Consider the following 18,583-nt stretch of genomic DNA (forward strand, 5'->3'; position numbering starts at 1 on the left):
CGATTCCGTGTGCCGACCTTGAGTGAGTGATTCGACACCTAGCGTGCATCGTTCACCCGGGCGTCCCGGCCGGTACCGGGGTCTGCGCGTGGATGTGGAAACGCAGGGACCGGGCGTCGGTGAAGCACTCCCGCATCGGCCGGACCAGTTCGCGGTGCTCCGGGCTGCGCTCCCACGCCTCGAAGTCGGCCAGGCTGGTCCACTCGCTGGTGATCAGCCACTGCTCCGGGTCGGTCGACGAACGGCACACCTGGTCGACAAGATGGCCCGGCACCCCGTCGGCGACCAGGTGCCGGACCGCCTCGTAGGCCAGCAGGAAATCCTCGGTTCGCTCGTCCGGCACCCGGACCAGGAACACCACCCGTGCTCGCGTCATCACCCCTCCTCTCCGGCTGGTGGCGCACCGCGCAACACCAGCGCACTGTTGAATCCGTCGAAACCTCGGGCGCAGACCAGCGCCACCCGGGTACGCGGGCGGCGGGGGGCCCGCAGGAAATCCAGCTCGCACCCCTCGGCCACGACCTCCGGACCGGCCGAGGCGGGCAGTGTGTCGTGCGCGAAGGCGAGCAGGGCGGTGGCCACGTCCAGCGCCGACCCGCCCTGATGCGCCCGCCCGGTCAACTCCTTGTGGGTACTGACCGGCGGCGTGCGGGCACCGAAGACGGCACGCAGGGCGCTCGCCTCGGCCCGGTCGTAGCGGGGCACCCCGAGCGCGTCGGGGACCACCACGTCCACCTCGTCCGGCTCGACGCCGGCCCGGCCCAGGGCCAGCCGCATCGCGCGGGCGTACTGATGCGGGTCACCGGCGCTGTCGGACGTGGTGTGCGCCGCGTCGTGGGTGGCGCCCCAGCCGGTCACCTCGCCGTAGCTGCGCGCCCCCCTCGCTCGGGCGTGGTCCAGTTCCTCCACCACGAACACCGCGCCTCCCTCGGCGGGTAGGTAGCCGCTGGCGGTGGCGTCGAACGGCCGGTAGGCGTGTTCCGGATCGGCCACCTCGCTGAGCAGGCCGGACCGCAGCTGACAGGCGAGCGCGTACGGGCTCAGCGGACACTCGGTCGCCCCGGCGAGCACCACCGAGGCGCCGCGCCGCACGGCCCGCACCGCGTGCGCCAGACTGTCCAGGCCACCGGCTGACTCCGCCACCAGCACCCCGCACGGCCCCTTCGCCTGATGCCGGATGGAGAGCTGTCCGACGCTGGCCGCGTAGAACCAGGCGATCGACTGGTACGCGCCGACCGTGCGCGACGGTGACGACCAGAGACGTTGCAGCTCCCGCTGGCCGAACAGGTTGCCGCCGGAGGCGCTGGCCAGGGTCACCGCCCAGCCGTACGGGTCGGTGGCCCGCTCCGGCAGGCCGGCGTCGGCCAGTGCCAGCGCGGTGGCGGCGAACCCGAGGTGCGTCCACCTGTCGGTCTGCACCAGAGCGCGGTTGTCGGCGTACCGGGCCGGGTCGAAGTCCACCACCTCGCCGCCGAGACGGGTCGGGTACCCGGCGGCGTCGAACAGGGTGATCGGACCGGTACGGCGGCGGCCGGCCAGGACCGTACGCCAGTGCGCGTCCGCGCCGACGCCGCTGGGCGCCACCACCCCGATGCCGGTGACCACGGCCCGCCCGCCGGTCACGCCGTCACCTCGACGGCCGTCCGGACCCGACGCGTGCTCACGGTGTCACGTCCCGGGCCAACCGGCGGAACAGCATGGCCGACTGGAAGCCGCCGAAGCCGCTGCCCACCGAGAGCGCGACGTCCACCGGCACCTCCCGGGCCTCGTTGGGCACGTAGTCCAGGTCGCATTCCGGATCCCGGGTGGCCCAGTTGGCGGTCGGCGGCACCACCCCGAACTCGATGGCCAACGCGCACGCGGCCATCTCGATGGCGCCGATGGCACCAAGTGAGTGCCCGACCATCGACTTGATCGAACTGATCGGTACCCGGTAGGCCGCCGATCCGAGCGACCGTTTGAACGCAGCCGTCTCGTGCCTGTCGTTCTGCCGGGTACCCGAGCCGTGGGCGCTGATGTAGGAGACGTCCTCGGGCGCCAGGCGAGCCTGCCGCAGCGCGTCGGTGATGGCCAGCCCCATCTCCAGGCCGTCGGGGCGCAGCCCGGTCATGTGGTATCCGTTGCTGCGACTGGCGTAGCCGGCCACCTCGCAGTAGACGTGCGCGCCGCGCCGCACGGCGTGTCCGGCCTCCTCCAGCACCAGCACCGCCGCCCCCTCGGCCAGCACGAATCCGTGCCGGTCGGCGTCGAAGGGGCGGGAGGCGTGCGCCGGGTCGTCGTTGTCCGGGCTGGTCGCCTTGATGGCGTCGAACGAGGCGACGGTGACCGGTGAGATGGGCGAGTCGGCAGCCCCGGCGAGCACGATGTCGGCCTCGCCGTCGACGACGAGTTGGTGGGCGTACCCGATGGCGTCGATGCCGGAGGTACAGCCGGTGGAGATCACCTGGGCCGGACCGTGCAGGCCGTGGCGGCAGGCCACGTCGGCGGCCAGGCTGCTGGGCATCAGCGCCGGGTAGAGGTACGGGCCGCCGAGTGCCGCGTCGACCAACCAGCGCCGGCCGCTGTCGCTCACCGTCACGTACTCCTGCTCCAGCGCCATGGTGCCGCCGACCGCGGTGCCGAGCACCACCCCGGCCCGGTCGCGTTCGGCGTCGGTGAGGTCGAGCCCGCTGTCGGCGACCGCCTCGGCGGCACAGGCCAGCGCGAACTGCACGTACCGGTCGGCGCGCTGCCGCTGGGCCGGGGTCAGTCCGGCGGCGTCCGGGTCGAAGTCGCACTCGGCGGCGATCTGCGACCGGAACGGTGACGGGTCGAAGAAGCTGATCCGCCGGGTCGCCGTACGGCCCTCGGTGATGCTCTTCCAGAACCGGTCCCGGGTCACCCCACCGGGGGCCACCACCCCGACGCCGGTCACCACCGTGCGGCGGCTGGTCACGACCGGTCCCGCTGTTCGACGAGCTCGGTGTCGACGTGGCCGAGTTCCGGGCGCGGAGCCAGCGGTCCGAGGTGGAAGACCACCTCGGCGGGGAGATGGCCGGTGTTGCGCAGCCGGTGCCGGACGTTGCGGGCCACGAACAACGCCTCGCCGGCCGCCAACGGCACCGGCTCGTCGTCCAGGTCGACGGTGATGGCGCCCCGGGCGACGTAGAGGAACTCCTCGCTGTAGGGGTGGTAGTGCTCGGCGATCCGCTCCCCCGGCGCCATGGTGGCCACGCCCATGAAACCCGAGGTGCTGCCGACGGTACGCGGACCGAGCAGGACGCGCAGCTCGCCACCGCGACGGCGGTCGGCGGGCACGTCCCGGGCGGCCACCACGGCGAGGTCACTCATCATCTGCTCCTGTCGCGCTCGTACCGGTCGCCGACGCCGTACTCGTCAGGGTCGTCCGGTTCCGGGCGAGCCGCTCGACGCGCTCCTTGATCACGGCCAGCTGCACCGCGCTGTTGGTGTTGATCCGTTCGGTCATCCCGGCGTTGTCCACAGGTGCGGTCGGTTTCATGGCGAAGTCCTGCATCCAGGTCATCCGGACCCCGTCGGGTTCCTCGGTGTAGGTCCAGCGGATCCGCATGTACTCGAACGGGCCGGTCTCCACCCGGCGGGCGTGCACCTGTCGGGTGGCCGGGTCCGCGGTGCGTTCGCTGACCCAGCTCCAGGCCACCCCGTTCTCGTCGGGATGCATGGTGAGCCGGAACCGGACGGTGTCGCCGTTCCGGTCGAGGATCTCCGCCCGCGCGTACTCGGTGAACAGGTCCGGCCAGCCCGCCACGTCGTTCGTCACCGACCAGACCAGCTCCAGCGGGGCGGCGATGACCACGCTGTTCTCGGTGTGCCCGGGCGGGTCGGCCCGCCGGGCGACCAGGTCGGCCACGGCCGGAATGGTCAACTGGGCGGCCTGCTCCGGGATGCTCACCTGCCACCGGTCGGCGACCACGGCCGAGAGTTCGAGCAGGGCGAGCGAGTCCATGCCCAGCTCCTCCAGGGAGGCGGCCGGCGCGCGGGCGGCGGCATCCGGGTCGAGGCCGCAGTTGGTCACCAGGATGTCGGTTATCTCCGCGGTCAGCGAAGCGCCGTCGGTGACGGTCATCGTTTCCTCCTCGGGTGTGCGGGTTTCGGTGCGGCGATCAGGCGGTCCACCAGCCCGGTGGAGTGACGCCCCTTGCGGAACTCGGCGTCATCGAGCACCCGCCGGACGAACGGGATGGTGGTCCGCATCCCCGGTCCGGAGATGTCGAACTCGCCGAGCGCGCGGTCCAGCCGGCTCAACGCCAGGTCGCGGTCCGGGGCCCAGACCGCGACCTTCGCCAGCAGCGAGTCGTAGTGCGGACCCACCAGGTAGCCGGCATGGCCGTGGGTGTCGACCCGGGTGAACGGGCCGCCGGGCGGCACGAACCGGTCCAGGCGGCCGGGCGTCGGGGCGAAGTCCCGGTCGGGATCCTCCACGTTGACCCGGCACTCGACGCTGACTCCGGTGAACCTGATGTCGTCCTGACGCCAGCGCAGCGGGGTGCCGGCGGCGACGTGGAGCTGCTCGTGCACCAGGTCGATCCCGGTGATCATCTCGGTGACCGGGTGTTCCACCTGGATCCGACAGTTGATCTCCAGAAAGTGGAACCGTTCCTCGGCGTCGACCAGGAACTCCACAGTTCCGGCGCCGGTGAACCCGACGTCGAGGGCACCGCGCAGGGCGGTGCTGGCGATGGCCTCCAGCGTCGCCGGGGACAACGCCGGGGCGGGCGCCTCCTCGACCAGCTTCTGATGGCGACGCTGCACCGAGCAGTCCCGGGTACCCAGGTGCACGCCGTTGCCGTGCGAGTCGCAGAGCAGCTGGACCTCGACATGCCGAGCGTCGGTCAGGTAGCGCTCGACGTACACCCGGTCGTCGCCGAAGGCGGCCTGGGCGGCGGCCCGGGTGCGGGCGTACGCCCGGGGCAGGTCCGCCGGGGCACGGACCACGGCCATCCCGCGGCCCCCTCCCCCGGCGGCGGCCTTGATGATGACCGGATAGCCCACCTCGGCGGCGAGGGCCGCGGCCTCGGCGGCCGTCGGTACCGGCTGCACCGCACCCGGTGCCAGCGGTAGCCCGGCCCGGCTCATCAGCGCCCGGGCGGAGGACTTGTCGGCCAGCACGGACATCACATGTGGCGGCGGGCCGACGAAGGTCAGCCCGTTGTCCGCGCAGATCTCCGCGAAGTCGGCGTCCTCCGAGAGGAAGCCGTAGCCCGGGTGCACCGCCTGGGCGCCGACCTTACGGGCGGCCTCCACCACCGCCGCCGCGTTGAGGTAGCTGCGCCGGCTGACCGAGGGGCCGATCCGGACGGCCTCGTCGGCCAACCGCACGGCCGCCGAGTCGGCGTCCGCCGTGGAGTAGACCACCGCGGTACGGATGCCCAGTTCCCGGCACGCGCGCAGGATGCGCAACGCGATCTCGCCCCGGTTGGCGATCAGCACCTTGGAGAACATCAGCGCACCACCCCTCAGGCCGGGTCCAGGGCGACAAGTGGCTGGTCGTACTCCACCGGCTGTCCGTCGGCGGCGAGGATCTCGACGACCCGGCCGGGCCGGTCCGCGACGATCTCGTTCATCAGCTTCATCGCCTCGACGATGCCGACGACCTGCCCGGGTCGGACCTGGTCGCCGACGGCCACGAAGGGTGCCGCACCCGGCTGCGGCGACCGGTAGAAGGTGCCGACCATCGGCGAGCGGACGCTGGTGCGGGTGGCGGGGCTCGCCGCCGGCGGGACCACGGACGGACCGCCCAGCGACCGTGGGGCGGCGGCGGAATCCGTGCGACCGGACGGTGCGGCCTGGTCCGGACCGACCGGCCGGTCCCACTCCACCTCCAGTTCGGCGTCGCCGAGGCGCAGCCGCAGCCGGCGTACCGGCTCGGCCAGTTCGGCGACGAACTGCTGGGCGTGTCGGCGTAGCTCGGCCAGGGCGGCGTCGGCCGTCGGGGGCCAGGCGGGTTCCGGGTCGGCGACGCCGCCGGTCGGGTGCCCGGTCCGGTCGCCGGTCGGGGTCGGCGGTGCGGTGCGGGCGCAGGGTGTGCCGGTCCGCCCGGCCCCCGCCGCGTCCGCGCCGGGCGGTGGCGCGGCGGACTGGGGTGGGGAGACCGCGGCGTCGGCGGCCGGAACACCGGCTGCCGTGGGCACGGCGCTCATCGGGCACCCGCGCGGGCACCGGCACGGGCGGCGCCGAAGCGGCGGAAGCGCCGTCGGCGTCGTTGCACGAGGGTCACCGTCGGCACCTCCAGCAGCGGCAGCAGGTTCGCCAGCAGCGCCTGCCGGACGGCTCGGGCCGTCGCCTCGGGGTCGTTGGCGGCCGAGCCGTCCGGCTCGGGTACGACCTCGTCGACGACCCCGAGCCGGCACAGATCCGGCGCGGTCAACCGCAGCGCCCGGGCCGCCTGCGGGGCGGCGGTACGACCCGGCCAGAGGATCGCGGCGCAGCCTTCCGGACTGATCACCGAGTAGACCGCGTGCTGGAGCATCAACACCCGGTCGGCCACCGCCAGGGCGAGGGCACCACCGCTGCCACCCTCCCCGGTCACCACTGTCACCACCGGTGTGGGCAGCACGCTCAGGGTCAGGATGTTCTCCGCGATGGCCGCCGCCTGGCCGTGTTCCTCCGCCTCGACGCCCGGGTCGGCGCCCGGGGTGTCGACCAGGGTCACCACGGGCAGCCCGAGTCGGGCCGCCAGTCGCATCAGCCGCAACGCCTTGCGGTGGCCCGCCGGGGTGGCCATGCCGAAGTTGCGGGCGGCCAGTTCGGCAGTGGTGTGTCCCTTCTGGTGGCCGATCACCATCAGGTGCCGGCCGTCGAGCCGCGCCACCCCACCGACCACCGCCGGGCAGTCGCCGCCGAGCCGGTCGCCGTGCAGCTCGGTGAAGCCGTCGAAGGTGGTCTCCAGGTAGTCCAGGGTGGTGGGGCGGCCGGGGTGCCGAGCCAGGCGTACCGTCTCCCAGGCGTCGCGGGCCGGCGCCCGGGACGCGGGCGTCGGGCGGGCCGCCTCGGGCGGCGGGGCGGTGGCGCCGGGGCGGTTCGTGGCCCGCCGGCAGGTGGCGGCGAGCAGGGTCGCCAGTCGGACGCGCAGCGCGTGCCGGGGTACCACCATGTCGATCTGGCCGTGCCGCAGCAGGAACTCGGCGGTCTGGAACCCCTCCGGGAGGGTGCGTCCGGTCACCTGGCGGATCACCCGAGGACCGGCGAAGCCCATCCGGGTTCCACTCTCGGCGAGTACCAGGTCGGCGCTTGTGGCGAAGGAGGCCGCCACCCCGCCGTAGGTGGGGTCGGTCAGCACGCTGACGGTGAGCAGCCCGACCTCGCGCAGCGCGGCCATCGCCTGGCTGACCGTGGCCATCTGCATCAGCGACAGCGCGCCCTCCTGCATCCGGGCGCCGCCGGAGGCGGTGACCAGGACCAGTGCGATGTCGAGCTCCAACGCCTGCTCGGCGGTACGGGTGATCAGCTCGCCGACGGCACAGCCGAGACTGCCGCCGAGAAACCGGAAGTCCATCACCGCGAGCGCACAGCGCGACCCGCCGATCGTGGCGGTGCCGCAGAGCACCGCCTCCGCCAGGCCGGTGTCGGCGCGGGCGGCGGCGAGCCGGTGCGGATACGGCAGGACGTCGACGAAGCCGATCGGGTCCACCTCGACCGCGCGGTCTGGCAGCGGCCGGAACGATCCGGGGTCGACCAGCTGGCTCACCCGCTCGGGTGCGGCGAGTCGGGTGTGCAGGCCGCACTCCGGGCAGACGTCAAGATTGCGGCGCAGTCGCTTGCGGTAGAGCAGGGCGGCACAGCCGCCGCACCGGGACCACAGGGACTCGCCGGAGGGCGCGGTGGCGGTCACGGCCGGTGCCCGTCGAAACGGTAGAAGCAGCGGGCCATGGCGTCCCGGGGCGCGCGCCAGTCCGGCCGGTACGGCGAGATGTAGGAACTCAGCCGGCTGCTGACCCGGACGAACTCCGGGTGCTCCCGAACGGCCTCGACGGCGCCGTCGCCGGCCGACTCGGTCTCGATGAGATGCACGTACAGGTCGTGCAGGCGGTACAGCGAGCGATGCCGGACCCCCACCAGGCGGGGCAGTTCGGTCGTGTCGGACTCGGCGAAGATCTCGGCGACCGCCGATTCGGCGGTCGGGACCACCTTCGCGACGATCAGCGTTCGGTCCATGCTGGTCCTCCCCCCATGGGGCCGGTCGGACGCCACCGGGTGCGCCCGGACGGCTGCCGCCACGATGCGCGGCACCGCGTCACCCGGGCGTCACAGACACCCCCGGAAAGAACGGAGCTGGTGACGCTGTGTTGACGCAAGCTGTGGTTCAGCTGAGCGGCCACGGTTGCCATGATCAGCGCGATTGACCAGTTCAGAGGCGGTTTCACAGACGCTGACGAGTTACATTGCCGACAACATCGTTGACTCAGAGTAATTGCGATTGATAATCTTCACGACGGTCGGACCCGGCACCGCACCCCACGTGCGACGGCCCGACGAGTCGACAGTGGCGTCCCGGCGGCCACGCCGGGCCCGGCCTGAACCCGCAACCGACGCGTTTCGCAGGGGGTGCCGCCGTGGCCGCCGTTCCGCCCACGCCCACCACCGGCCAGCCCCACGACGCCGACATCCGGCTGCATCTGCTCGGCGGCTTCCGCCTGACCCACGGCGACACCCCGGTGGTGGTGCCGCGCGGCCTGCAACGGATCATCGCGCTGATCGGGCTGCGCCCCGGGGCCACCCGTACCCACCTCGCCGGTCTGCTCTGGCCGGAGGCCACCGAGGAACGGGCGCTGTCGTCACTGCGGACCGCGCTGTGGCGACTGCGTCAGGATCCGTACTGCCCGCTGAGCACCGCCGCCGACACCGTCCGCCTCGACCCGCTGGTCCGGGTCGACGTCGACCTGCTCATCGACACCGCCGGTCGGGTCCGTGACGGCCATGCGCCGGGCGACGCCCCGAAGGCCCTCGCCGCCGGCCGGCACGACCTGCTGCCCGGTTGGTACGAGGACTGGGTGCTGGCCGACCGGGAACGGTTGCGCCAGCTCCGACTGCACATGCTGGAACAGGTCGCCGGCCAGCACCTGGCCGCCGGGCGGCACGGCGAGGCGTTGGAGGCGGCGCTGGAGGCGATGGCCGCCGAGCCGTTGCGCGAGACGCCACACCGGCTGGTCGTACGCATCCACCTCGCCGAGGGAAACGCCTTCGAGGCGGTGCACGCCTATTACGTCTACCGGGATCTGCTGCTGCGGGAACTGCGCCTGGAGCCGTCGCCGGCGATGAGCGCGCTGCTCGCGGAGACGCTCGACCCCATCCGGCGCGCCAGCCGGCCGGCCAGCGGACCCCGCCGGCACGTGGTCACCCGCAACGCCGCTCCAGGCCCGTTGACGATGCGTCACCGCACCGATCCCGGACATTGACGGACAGGTGACTGTGCGGGCGACAGGGTGGAGCCACAGCGGCCCGGCACCCGGTGTCCGGCCGGGCCGAACCACCGGTGAGAGGGGTCCGATGAGCCGTCTAGTGATCGTCAACAGAATCATCCCGGGCGCGGAGGGTCGCGTGGCGCAGATCTTCGCCGAGTCCGACGAGACCGAACTGCCCAGCCTGACCGGGGTCCGCCACCGGTCCCTGTACTGCCTGCACGATCTGTGCGTACACCTCATGGAGACCGACGACGTCGGCGCGGACGCCCTCGCGGCGGCCCGCAACCATCCGCTGTTCCAGCAGGTCAACGAGCGGCTGTCCGCGCACACCTCGCCGTACCTGCCCACCTGGCGCTCGCCGCGCGACGCGATCGCCAACTGCTTCTACCGCTGGGATGCGGCGGACGTTCCGACACCGCGTGTGGCCAGCTGACCGGGCGAGAAACATGACGACCCGAGCACCGCACGTCCTGGTCATCGGCGCCGGCACCGGCGGCCTCTGCCTGGCCCACGGGCTGCGCCGGGCCGGAATCGGCGTCGCGGTCTACGAACGACACCGGGCCAGGGGCGAAGGACTGCTCGGCTACCGGGTGGGCATCGGCCCCACCGGCAGTCGGGCCCTGCGTGACTGCCTACCGCCCGAGCTGTTCGAGATCTACCTGGCCACCTGCGCCCGCTCGCCCCGCTACTTCAACGTGCTCAGCGAGAAGATGCGCCACACCGCGTCCTTTCCGCTGCGACCGGACACCCACCCGGTCGACACGGAGCGGTCCGTGGCCCGGATGACGTTGCGCCAGGTGCTGCTGACCGGACTGGAGGACGTGGTGCACTTCGACCGCACCTTCACCCGGTACGAGCAGCACGACGACGGCACGGTCACCGCCCACTTCGCTGACGGGGGCACCGCCACCGGTGACCTCCTCGTGGCGGCGGACGGCACGCACTCCGCGGTCCGCCGCCAGTACCTGCCGCACGCCGTCATCCGGGACGCCGGCACGGTCAACATCGCCACCCGGGTGCCACTCACGGCGCACACCCGGTCCCTGCTGCCGGAGAGCGTGCAGCGGGGCATCTCGCTGATCTTCGGCACCGGCGGGGTGATGGGCGTACTGCACGTGATGGAGTTCAAGTGGGACCGCGACGGCCGGCTGAAACCGGAGACCAGCTCGGCGGACGCGAAACTGCTCACCGACTGGCCGGGGCTGCGGCACGATCCCACCCGCGACAACATCAACCTGGTGGTATGGAGCACGGCCCGCCGGTTCCCGTCCGACGTGATGAGTCGCCGGGGCACGGAGCTGATCGAGGTGGCCCTGGAGCTGACCGCCAACTGGCACCCTCACCTGCGGGAACTGCTCAGCCTGGCGGACCCGGAGAGCGCCCTGCCGATCCGGGTGTCCACCTCGGAGCCGGTGCCGCCCTGGAAGAGCAGCACCGTCACCCTGCTCGGTGACGCGATCCACACCATGACGCCGGGGCGCGGCGTGGGGGCCAACACCGCACTGCGCGACGCGAACCTGCTGCGGCGGCAGCTGATCCTCGCCGCCGCCGGTGAGAAGAACCTGGTGCAGGCGGTGGCCGACTACGAAGCGGCGATGGTGCCGTACGGCTTCGCCCGGGTCGCCGACTCGCTGGGGCGCAGCGGCACCAACGGTGACGATCGCATGTACCAGCCGGTGTTCGGGCGGCTCGCGCTGCTCGGTGCCCGGGGTTACTTCCGGGTCACCAGCCGGGTTCCCCGGTTGCGGCGCAAGTTCATCGACGACTTCTACACCTACCGAGGTGAGCAGGACTGATCCGCATCGCGACCCCGGCACCCGAGTTGGTGTCGGGGTCGCGATGTGTCCACATCCGCACGGCGGCGCCACACCGTCCGTCCCGTAGCGGACACCTGCCGTAGCCTCCGCCCGTCCGGTACGGACTGTTACCTGGCCTGCCTGTCGTCCCGGCCGCGCGTATGCGAAGCTGCGGCGAGTTTTTCTCGCGACGATCCGGACGTGAACCTCAGGGAGGGTTACCGTGGGCGAGTCCTTCGGGAGCTGGCTGATACTGCTCGTGGCGCTGCTGGCGGGGCTGGCGGTGGGCTGGGTACTGCTGCGTGGTCGGCGGTCGGAACCGCCCGCGCCGACGGCCGGCACGGCGAGCGACGCGACCACCGAGGCGAGCGAATCGACCCCGGTCGCCGCCGGAACCGCGCAGTCCACCACCGCGACCGAACCAACGACCGAGCCGGCTTCCGGCGCTCCGGCGAGCACCGGAACCACTACTGCGACGCAGGCCGAGCCGACCGAGGCCGAGCCGGCCCCGACCGCCGCCGCGGAATCGGCCGGCAGCACCACCGAGGAGCCGCTGACCGGTACGCCCACCGGGGCGACGCGGGTCGGCGAACCGCTCGCTGGCGACGTCGACCCGTCGTCGATCCATGCGGGACCGACGGCGGACACCACGGCGGACACGAGCGCGGAACCGCGATCGACGGTCGCCACCCCGCCGGTCCGGCCCAAGGACACCACCGAACCCGCAACGGCAGCCAGCGCAGCCGACCCGGTCGCCACCGAGCCGGCCGTCGCCGTCGACCCGATCGCGACCGAGCCGGCGGTCGCCGCCCATCCGGTGGTGACCGAGCCGGCTGCGGCAGCCGAGCCGGTCTCCGCGGAACCGGTAGCCGCCCAGGTCGACGACTTCCGGCGCATCCAGGGGGTCGGCCCGAAGATGGCGGCGGCACTGCACGGCGCGGGTATCCGGACCTACCGGCAGTTGGCCGAACTGGACGAGGCAGCGCTGCGGGAGACCGTCAAGAGCGCCGGGCTCCGCGCCACCGCCAGCCTGGCCACCTGGCCTCAGCAGGCGAAGGTGCTGGCCGCCCAGGCCGACAGCGAGTCCTGACGACCCGGGCCGCCGGTCGCGGAGACGCCCCCACGGGCTCCGTGACCGGCGGCTCCGGTGTACGCCGTTCCGGTGACCGGCCTCAACCAGGACACGCTCCGGCCGGAAACGCCGTACGGTCGGTACGCCGGCCGAGCCGGCAAGCCGCACTGTCGCCGGCTGCCGGGAGTCATCCGTGCCGTTCGCCCAGCAACAGCCCGAGAACCCACGGCGACCTCTGACCCGCAGTGCCACCACGACCCGCCGGGTCACCCTCCTGGAACTGTTCTTCGACCTGGTCTACGTCGTCGCGTTGGCGCTCATCTCACGCGGGCTGGCCGAGGAGATCAACTGGCACCAGGCCGGCCAGGCGCTGATCCTGCTGGCCGCGGTGTGGTGGACCTGGACGATCACCAGCCTGGTCACCGACCTGTACGACCCGGAACGCACCGAGATCAAGGCCCTGGTGCTCGCGGTGATGTTCGGGGTGCTGCTGATGGCCAGTGCGATCCCCAAGGCGTTCGGCGATCGGGGGCTCACCTTCGCCGGTGCGTACGTCGCCATCCACCTCGGGCGCGGGTTGTTCATCATCCCGGCGGTGCGCAACGACCGGCAGATCCAACGACGGGCGGCCCGGGTCTTCTGCTGGTTCACGCTGTCGGCGGTGCCCTGGATCGGCGGCGCGTTCGTCTCCGAAAACGCCCGAATGGCGCTGTGGCTGCTCGCCCTCGGCCTCGACTACCTCGGGCTGCGGCTGTCCTACCCGGTGCCCGGGCTGGGCAGCGTCCCCGCTTCCCTGTTCAGGTTGACCGCCGAACATCTCGCCGAGCGGTATCAGCAGTTCTACACCATCGCGCTGGGCGACGCGATCCTCGTCATCGGCATGGCGTACACCACCAATCACTCGGAGCTTGAGGACGCCGTGGCGCTGCTGCTGGCCTTCGCCACCACGCTGGTGCTCTGGCGGATCTACGTGCACAAGGCCGGGGAACTGCTGCCCGTCGCCATCAAGGTCGCGAAGAAGCCGATCCGTTTCCTGGGCACCTCCCCCTACACCCACCTGGTGATGGTCGCCGGGGTGGTCATCACGGCGGCCGGCTTCGAGGTGGTGCTGCACACACCCACCCTGCCCGCGCGTACCCCGCCGGAGTGGGCGGCGATCATGCTCGGCGGCCCGGCGCTGTTCCTGGTCGGCCGGGCCCTCTTCGAACGTGAGGTGTTCAACCGGGTGTCGTGGTCCCGGCCCGGCGGCGTGGTGGCGCTGACGGCGGTGGCACCCGCGACACTGTTTCTTCCATCTCTGACCGCTGGGCTGGCCGCGCTGTTGGTGCTCACCGGAGTGGCGCTGGCCGACCTCCGACACACTCGCACCCGCCCGCCTGAGGCACCCATGCCGCCGTAGCTCACGGCGGCCTCCGTTAGCCGCTCGGCGCGTCTGGGTACAAGGCCCACACCTTGCAACCCACCCCCGAACCTGTGGAGGAAGCCATGCGTGGCACGTCGATATTCGGAGTCCTCGTGGTGATCTGGCTCGTCATCGGCGCCATCGCCGCCGGTCAGCGCGGCTACTACAGTGACGAGGAAGCCAACTGCGCCGAGGTCGGCACCATCCTGGTGACCATCGCCGCCGGGCCGTTGAACTACGTCGGCGCCAACCCGAAGGTCGACTGCGAACTGCCCCAGCCCTCTCAGTGAGCCCGGGGAACACGAACAGGGCCCGTGCCGGCTTCGGACACGGGCCTTGTTCGTCGGCGGGATGCGGCTGCCGACCGTGCCGGCTCAGCGGAAGCAGTGCGCCACCGGCACCTTGCTACCCGCACAGTTGGTCGGGTTGTTCTCGATGACGACGCTGTCGTCATCGATCTTGACCTGGGCCCGTTCGGCCTGGATCCCGCCCGCCTTGACGGTGGACTGGTTGCCGATCACGTGGCTGCGGTAGAGCGAGGTCGAGCCGGCCGTCACGAACAGCCCCGCCCCCTGCGACCGCTTGCCGACCGCGGCGTTGCCCTTGACGTCGCTGCCCCGCACGAGCAGGTTCGACCTCTCGGCGTGGATGCCGCCGCCGTTGCCACGCGTGGTGTTGTCGCTGATCACGCTGTCGTCCACGGGCAGCAGGCCCTGGAAGGTGGAGATGCCGCCGCCCTTGACGGTGGCGACGTTGTCGCGGACCGTCAGCTGCCGCAGCACCAGCACCGCGTCGGAGTTGGCCAGGCCGCCACCGATCTCGGCGCTGTTCTGCGCCACCAGCGTGTCGAAGACCTTGGTACGGGCGGAGAAGCTGGCCACACCGCCACCCTGACCGGCGTTGTTCTGCACGAAGGTGGAGGAGTACACGTCGCCCGCGGCCCGGAAGTTGGCCAGGCCACCGCCGTAGCTGACCGCGCTGTTGTGCCGGAACTCGGTGCCGTGCATGGTCATGACGCCGCCGTTGAGCAGGCCCCCACCCTTGCCCTGGGTGCCGGCGGCCCGGTTGCCGATCAGTTTGCTGTCGCTGATCCAGAGGTTGCCGTCGTTGAAGATGGCGCCGCCACCGCCCTCCGCCGACAGCGAGGTGCTGCCGACGACGGTGACCCCTTCGACGACCGCCGTGGCGCCGTGCACGATGTGGATGCTGCCGCCTTCCGCCGCCGAGCGGCCGTTGCGCAGGGTGACGTCCCGGAGGGTCAGTTCGCCACCGTCGCGGACGGTGAAGAAGCGGAAGTCGGGGGTGTTGACCCCCCGGGCGATGGTCGCGCCGGAGCCTTCGATGGTGATCCCGTGGTAGATCACCGGCAGGCCGGCCTTGTCGTCGGCGGGGTTGCGCGGTGGCGCCTCGGCGTCGCCGGGGTTCTCAGCGGCATCGGCGGCCTCCCGCGCGTCGCGGATGCCGCCGTCGTACTCGTCGGGCTGCTGGAACGCGTGGGTCAACGTGTAGGTGCACTTCTCCGCCAGCCGCAGCGTGGCGCCGCCCTCGGCGTTCGCCCGGACCAGCGCCGCGATGAGCCGGGCGGAGTCGCAGGGCACCGGCACCACCGTGTCGTCAGGTGCGCGCCCGTGGTGACCGCGCGACCGGCCGGTCGCGCTCCCCTGGCCGTCCGGGGTCGCGCCGGAGTCGTGCCGCCACTCCGGCCGTTGCCGGTCCTGCCCCCGGCGGTGCGGTGTCTCGTCGACTCCGGGTACGTCATCCTGAAACATCGCGGCGGGCTGGCCCGGGTTCGGTGCCGCCGGGTCACGGTCGGCGGCCGAGGCGGTGACGGCGGTCAGGCCCGCCGCCCCGACCACCAGGCTGCCCGCCACCAGGCCACCGGCCAGCAACCACCGGGACCGCCGACCGGGTCGGGTGGACCCGCGGCTCCCTTGGTACGTGGACATCAGCGCTCCTGCCTCTCGTGCATGCGGAAACACGGCCGCACCGAATCGGGCGCGGGGTGGCTGACTTCGCCTCAGCCACCAGAGGCCACCGTACGGCGACACATGACACAAATCAGGCATAAGTGAACGAGTAAGCCATTCGGCTTCACATCTACCCGGAGCCGGCATCGACCGCGCCGCTCAACCTCCGACGTGAATGCCGGGGCGGCGGGCGGGATCCGGCTCGGACTTACGCAGAATCTCCCGTACCACGGGCGGGGTGTCCCCCCGCCCGAGAATGAGGTAGCGCAGCAGGTGAGCGATCGGGTTTCCCTCCGACCACTCGAAGTGTGCGTGCGGGCGTACGCCGGTGGCGTCCCGCAGCGCCAGCAGGATCGCCGCGATGGCGTTCGGTGCCGCCGGGCTGCTGGCCCGCAGCACCCGGTAGCCCCCCACCTCGACGCCGCACACCCGCAGCACGTGACGGAACCCGGACGGATCCACCACGTCGATCTCCAGGAAGAGCACGTCGGTCGCCCCCGGCACCGGGTTCAGGCCACGCTGCGCGCGCTCCTTGATGGTGTACTCCTTGATCGCCCCGCTGCGCCGCTTGTGGGCGATCACGTGCAGCCGCCCGTCATGGGCCACCGAGTCGGCGATGAACCGCCGCGCCGTCTCGTCGAACTCGACCCGCTCCGCCCGCAGTTCGGTGGTGCGGGTCACCCGGGACACCAGCGACACGGCGATGATGCCGAGGATGAACAGTCCGGAGATGGCGATTCCGTCCGGCTTCTCGATCACGTTCTCGACCAGCGCGTACAGCAGCACCAGGGTGAGCACCGTGAAGCCGGCGGCGACGCCGCGTTGCCGGCGGCCGGCGGCGGCGATGGCCACCGCGACGGCCGCCGACACCATCATCGCCAGGATCCCGGTGGCGTACGCCCCTGCCTGCGCGTCGACGTCGGCGCGGAACACGATGGTCAGCACGATGCAGACCAGCGTGTAGACGATCACCACCGGGCGCACCGCGCGCGCCCACTCCGGGGCCATGCCGTAGGAGGGCAGGTAGCGCGGCACGATGTTGATCAGCCCGGCCATCGCCGAGGCACCGGCGAACCAGAGGATCAGCACGCTGCTCACGTCGTAGGCCGTTCCGAACGCCTCACCCACCTGCTCGTGGGCGAGATAGGCAAGCGCCCGCCCGTTGGCGGCCCCGCCCGGCGCGAACGCCTCGGGCGGGATGAGCACCGCGGTGACGAAGGTGGTCGAGAGCAGGTAGACAGACATGATCAACGCGGCGGCGGTGAGCAGCCGCCGGGTGTTGCGGATCCGGGCGGCCAGGCGGGCCGGTGCGTCGGGCCCCTTTCCCGCCACCAGCGGCATCATGCTGACCCCGGTCTCGAACCCGGACAGGCCCAGCACCAGCAACGGGAACGCCAGCGCCGCGGTCAGCGCCACCTGGCCCGGACCGCCGCCCGTGGTGAGCGCCGCCGTCCAGTCCGTCAGCGGACGGGGATCATCGGCCAGCTCGACGAGCGACACCCCCACGATCACCGCGTTCAGCCCGAGGAAGGCGGCCACCAGCGGGACGGCCACCGCCACGGCTTCCCGAAAACCGAGCAGGAACACCCCGCCGAGGATCAGCAGCAGACCCACGGTCACCCCGACGGCGACGCCGGTGCCGCCGAACCACTCCGGCAGGTACGGGTTCTGCAGCACGTGCACGGTGGCGTCGGCCGAGGAGAGCGTGATCGTGACGATCCACGAGGTGGCGACGAAACCGAGCAGCACCAGTACGAATATCTTGCCGCGCCAGAACGGCAGCAGTCGTTCCAGCATCGCCACCGACCCCTGGCCGTGCGGGCTGTCCCCGGCCACCCGGCGGTACATCGGCAGCATCCCGAACAGGGTCAGTGCCACGATCAGCAGGGTCGCCACCGGTGACAACGCACCGGCGGCCAGGGCGGCGATGCCGGGCAGGTAGGACAGGGTGGAAAAGTAGTCCACGCCGGTCAGGCACATCACCCGCCACCAGGCGTGCGACCGGGTCTGTCCCTCGGCGGTCTCCGGTCCGACCGGCTGCACCCGGTGGACGAACAACCACCGACGCAGCCGACTCTCCGGTGTCACCGGGCCGGTCGGGACGGCCACCCGCTCGGGCACGGTGACCCTCCGCCCCGCCCGCTCCCCCTTGCGCGTCGGGTCCCGCGCGGCACGCAACTCCGGTTCTGGTGCGCCGGTCGCCGGGCGGCGGCGTTCCCGGCCCCGTCGCGCTCTCGTCCGGTCCCCCATGTCCCCGCCTCACCGTTGTCGAACAGACCGTAGGTGGTGGTTCGTCCGCTACCGGTCAGCCGCCGTCCGGTGCGGTGAGCGCCCGAGCCAGGTCTGCGGGGTCGGTCACGGTGACGGTCATCCCGGGATGTCGGGGCCACCGGCCGGGCAGCAGGGCGGGCACCGGTCGCACGAACCGGACACAGAGCCCGGCGGCGGTGGTGGTGCCGAAGGTGACGCCGGTGTCGGCGCCGGACAGGTGCGGACCGATCACCCGCCACCAGCGGTACGGGCCGCCGCTCTCCACACCCGCGATGTTCTCCCGACCGGTACGTAGCTGCCAGGGGCCGAACCGGACCAGCAGTTGGGCGGAGTCGACCCGCACCCAGGCGGTGCCGGGCCGGACGCCGATCAGCGCCAGCAGCCGGCGGAACCGCGGGTCGAAGCGGAACTGGAAGACCTGAACGGTCATCCCCGGGCTCCGCGGGCGGCGCGGTCTCCCGGCCGCGCTGGGCGGGGTGGGGCGGCAGGGCGCGGTCGCGGCCGGGCGGCCGGACGGTGCCGGGACACAGCGGTCATGGTCGCGGCGTACCCGGAAGGGGCCGGCCGACACCCCCCGGGCCGGCCGGCCCCTGTTTCCCCCGTGGTCCCCCCGTGGTCCCCCCGTGCCCCCGTGCCCCCGGCTCCCCCGTGCTCCC

The 18,583-nt window shown here is 72.3% G+C and carries 18 protein-coding genes; 6 read left to right on the forward strand and 12 right to left on the reverse strand.

The genetic code is table 11. The features are described 5' to 3' along the window. Positions 1-52: 52 nt before the first annotated feature. The 9 genes from O7624_RS03360 to O7624_RS03400 are packed head-to-tail and all read right to left on the reverse strand — an operon-like array spanning position 53 to position 8,172. Positions 53-376 carry an antibiotic biosynthesis monooxygenase family protein gene (locus O7624_RS03360; protein WP_282238870.1) on the reverse strand — a complete coding sequence of 108 codons (324 nt, stop codon included), beginning with the start codon at positions 374-376 and terminating at the stop codon, positions 53-55. Then, on the reverse strand, positions 376-1,623 hold the full coding sequence (locus O7624_RS03365) for a beta-ketoacyl synthase N-terminal-like domain-containing protein (RefSeq protein WP_282238871.1): 1,248 nt from the start codon (positions 1,621-1,623) through the stop codon (positions 376-378). The genes O7624_RS03360 and O7624_RS03365 overlap by 1 nt, the downstream gene beginning before the upstream one ends. Positions 1,624-1,660: 37 nt before the next feature. Then, positions 1,661-2,935, reverse strand: coding sequence for a beta-ketoacyl-[acyl-carrier-protein] synthase family protein (locus tag O7624_RS03370; RefSeq protein ID WP_282238872.1), 1,275 nt, complete (start codon positions 2,933-2,935; stop codon positions 1,661-1,663). Next, positions 2,932-3,330 (reverse strand): cupin domain-containing protein, encoded by a 399-nt coding sequence (locus O7624_RS03375; protein ID WP_282238873.1) that lies wholly within the window; start codon positions 3,328-3,330, stop codon positions 2,932-2,934. The genes O7624_RS03370 and O7624_RS03375 overlap by 4 nt, the downstream gene beginning before the upstream one ends. Then, positions 3,323-4,084 carry an SRPBCC family protein gene (locus O7624_RS03380; RefSeq protein WP_282238874.1) on the reverse strand — a complete coding sequence of 254 codons (762 nt, stop codon included), beginning with the start codon at positions 4,082-4,084 and terminating at the stop codon, positions 3,323-3,325. The genes O7624_RS03375 and O7624_RS03380 overlap by 8 nt, the downstream gene beginning before the upstream one ends. Continuing rightward, positions 4,081-5,460 carry an acetyl-CoA carboxylase biotin carboxylase subunit gene (locus O7624_RS03385; protein WP_282238875.1) on the reverse strand — a complete coding sequence of 460 codons (1,380 nt, stop codon included), beginning with the start codon at positions 5,458-5,460 and terminating at the stop codon, positions 4,081-4,083. Before O7624_RS03385 ends, O7624_RS03380 begins: the two co-directional genes overlap by 4 nt. A gap of 14 nt (positions 5,461-5,474) precedes the next feature. After that, positions 5,475-6,158 carry an acetyl-CoA carboxylase biotin carboxyl carrier protein gene (accB, locus tag O7624_RS03390; protein WP_282238876.1) on the reverse strand — a complete coding sequence of 228 codons (684 nt, stop codon included), beginning with the start codon at positions 6,156-6,158 and terminating at the stop codon, positions 5,475-5,477. Next, positions 6,155-7,849: an acetyl-CoA carboxylase carboxyltransferase subunit alpha gene (locus tag O7624_RS03395; protein WP_282238877.1), complete on the reverse strand. Its 1,695-nt coding sequence runs from the start codon at positions 7,847-7,849 to the stop codon at positions 6,155-6,157. The genes accB and O7624_RS03395 overlap by 4 nt, the downstream gene beginning before the upstream one ends. After that, on the reverse strand, positions 7,846-8,172 hold the full coding sequence (locus O7624_RS03400) for a TcmI family type II polyketide cyclase (protein WP_093402657.1): 327 nt from the start codon (positions 8,170-8,172) through the stop codon (positions 7,846-7,848). Before O7624_RS03400 ends, O7624_RS03395 begins: the two co-directional genes overlap by 4 nt. Before the next feature lie 398 nt (positions 8,173-8,570). Between O7624_RS03400 and O7624_RS03405 the strand changes: the two genes are divergently transcribed. The 6 genes from O7624_RS03405 (at position 8,571) to O7624_RS03430 (ending at position 13,979) form a co-directional block, all read left to right on the forward strand. After that, positions 8,571-9,413, forward strand: coding sequence for a BTAD domain-containing putative transcriptional regulator (locus O7624_RS03405; protein WP_282238878.1), 843 nt, complete (start codon positions 8,571-8,573; stop codon positions 9,411-9,413). A 91-nt stretch (positions 9,414-9,504) separates the two neighbouring features. Beyond that, positions 9,505-9,852, forward strand: a complete 348-nt coding sequence (locus O7624_RS03410) for a TcmI family type II polyketide cyclase (protein WP_282238879.1) — start codon at positions 9,505-9,507, stop codon at positions 9,850-9,852. Between the two features lie 13 nt (positions 9,853-9,865). Next, the gene (locus O7624_RS03415; protein ID WP_282238880.1) at positions 9,866-11,215 is read left to right on the forward strand and encodes an NAD(P)/FAD-dependent oxidoreductase; all 1,350 of its coding nucleotides are present in this window, start codon (positions 9,866-9,868) and stop codon (positions 11,213-11,215) included. Between the two features lie 223 nt (positions 11,216-11,438). After that, complete coding sequence (locus O7624_RS03420; protein ID WP_282238881.1) at positions 11,439-12,305, forward strand: helix-hairpin-helix domain-containing protein; 867 nt, start codon at positions 11,439-11,441, stop codon at positions 12,303-12,305. Positions 12,306-12,480: 175 nt separating this feature from the next. Continuing rightward, on the forward strand, positions 12,481-13,686 hold the full coding sequence (locus O7624_RS03425; RefSeq protein ID WP_282238882.1) for a low temperature requirement protein A: 1,206 nt from the start codon (positions 12,481-12,483) through the stop codon (positions 13,684-13,686). A gap of 86 nt (positions 13,687-13,772) precedes the next feature. Next, on the forward strand, positions 13,773-13,979 hold the full coding sequence (locus O7624_RS03430; protein WP_093402652.1) for a hypothetical protein: 207 nt from the start codon (positions 13,773-13,775) through the stop codon (positions 13,977-13,979). Between the two features lie 84 nt (positions 13,980-14,063). Here the strand turns inward: O7624_RS03430 and O7624_RS03435 are convergent, their stop codons facing one another. The 3 genes from O7624_RS03435 to O7624_RS03445 all read right to left on the reverse strand — a co-directional run bounded on the left by O7624_RS03435 (position 14,064) and on the right by O7624_RS03445 (position 18,357). After that, on the reverse strand, positions 14,064-15,635 hold the full coding sequence (locus O7624_RS03435; protein WP_282238883.1) for a hypothetical protein: 1,572 nt from the start codon (positions 15,633-15,635) through the stop codon (positions 14,064-14,066). Between the two features lie 180 nt (positions 15,636-15,815). Continuing rightward, positions 15,816-17,906: an amino acid transporter gene (locus tag O7624_RS03440; RefSeq protein WP_282238884.1), complete on the reverse strand. Its 2,091-nt coding sequence runs from the start codon at positions 17,904-17,906 to the stop codon at positions 15,816-15,818. A 55-nt stretch (positions 17,907-17,961) separates the two neighbouring features. Next, positions 17,962-18,357, reverse strand: coding sequence for a hypothetical protein (locus tag O7624_RS03445; RefSeq protein WP_282238885.1), 396 nt, complete (start codon positions 18,355-18,357; stop codon positions 17,962-17,964). Positions 18,358-18,583: the final 226 nt, after the last annotated feature.

Source organism: Verrucosispora sp. WMMD1129 (genome assembly GCF_029581255.1).
GTDB lineage: Bacteria > Actinomycetota > Actinomycetes > Mycobacteriales > Micromonosporaceae > Micromonospora > Micromonospora sediminimaris.

Excerpts from the sequence above, each read along its gene's own strand:
- O7624_RS03360 (WP_282238870.1), bottom strand. The coding sequence starts at position 376 with ATGACGCGAGCACGGGTGGTGTTCCTGGTCCGGGTGCCGGACGAGCGA.
- O7624_RS03375 (WP_282238873.1), bottom strand. The coding sequence starts at position 3,330 with ATGAGTGACCTCGCCGTGGTGGCCGCCCGGGACGTGCCCGCCGACCGC.
- O7624_RS03380 (WP_282238874.1), bottom strand. The coding sequence starts at position 4,084 with ATGACCGTCACCGACGGCGCTTCGCTGACCGCGGAGATAACCGACATC.
- O7624_RS03385 (WP_282238875.1), bottom strand. The coding sequence starts at position 5,460 with ATGTTCTCCAAGGTGCTGATCGCCAACCGGGGCGAGATCGCGTTGCGC.
- accB (WP_282238876.1), bottom strand. The coding sequence starts at position 6,158 with ATGAGCGCCGTGCCCACGGCAGCCGGTGTTCCGGCCGCCGACGCCGCG.
- O7624_RS03400 (WP_093402657.1), bottom strand. The coding sequence starts at position 8,172 with ATGGACCGAACGCTGATCGTCGCGAAGGTGGTCCCGACCGCCGAATCG.
- O7624_RS03410 (WP_282238879.1), top strand. The coding sequence starts at position 9,505 with ATGAGCCGTCTAGTGATCGTCAACAGAATCATCCCGGGCGCGGAGGGT.
- O7624_RS03415 (WP_282238880.1), top strand. The coding sequence starts at position 9,866 with ATGACGACCCGAGCACCGCACGTCCTGGTCATCGGCGCCGGCACCGGC.
- O7624_RS03430 (WP_093402652.1), top strand. The coding sequence starts at position 13,773 with ATGCGTGGCACGTCGATATTCGGAGTCCTCGTGGTGATCTGGCTCGTC.
- O7624_RS03435 (WP_282238883.1), bottom strand. The coding sequence starts at position 15,635 with ATGTCCACGTACCAAGGGAGCCGCGGGTCCACCCGACCCGGTCGGCGG.
- O7624_RS03440 (WP_282238884.1), bottom strand. The coding sequence starts at position 17,906 with ATGGGGGACCGGACGAGAGCGCGACGGGGCCGGGAACGCCGCCGCCCG.
- O7624_RS03445 (WP_282238885.1), bottom strand. The coding sequence starts at position 18,357 with ATGACCGTTCAGGTCTTCCAGTTCCGCTTCGACCCGCGGTTCCGCCGG.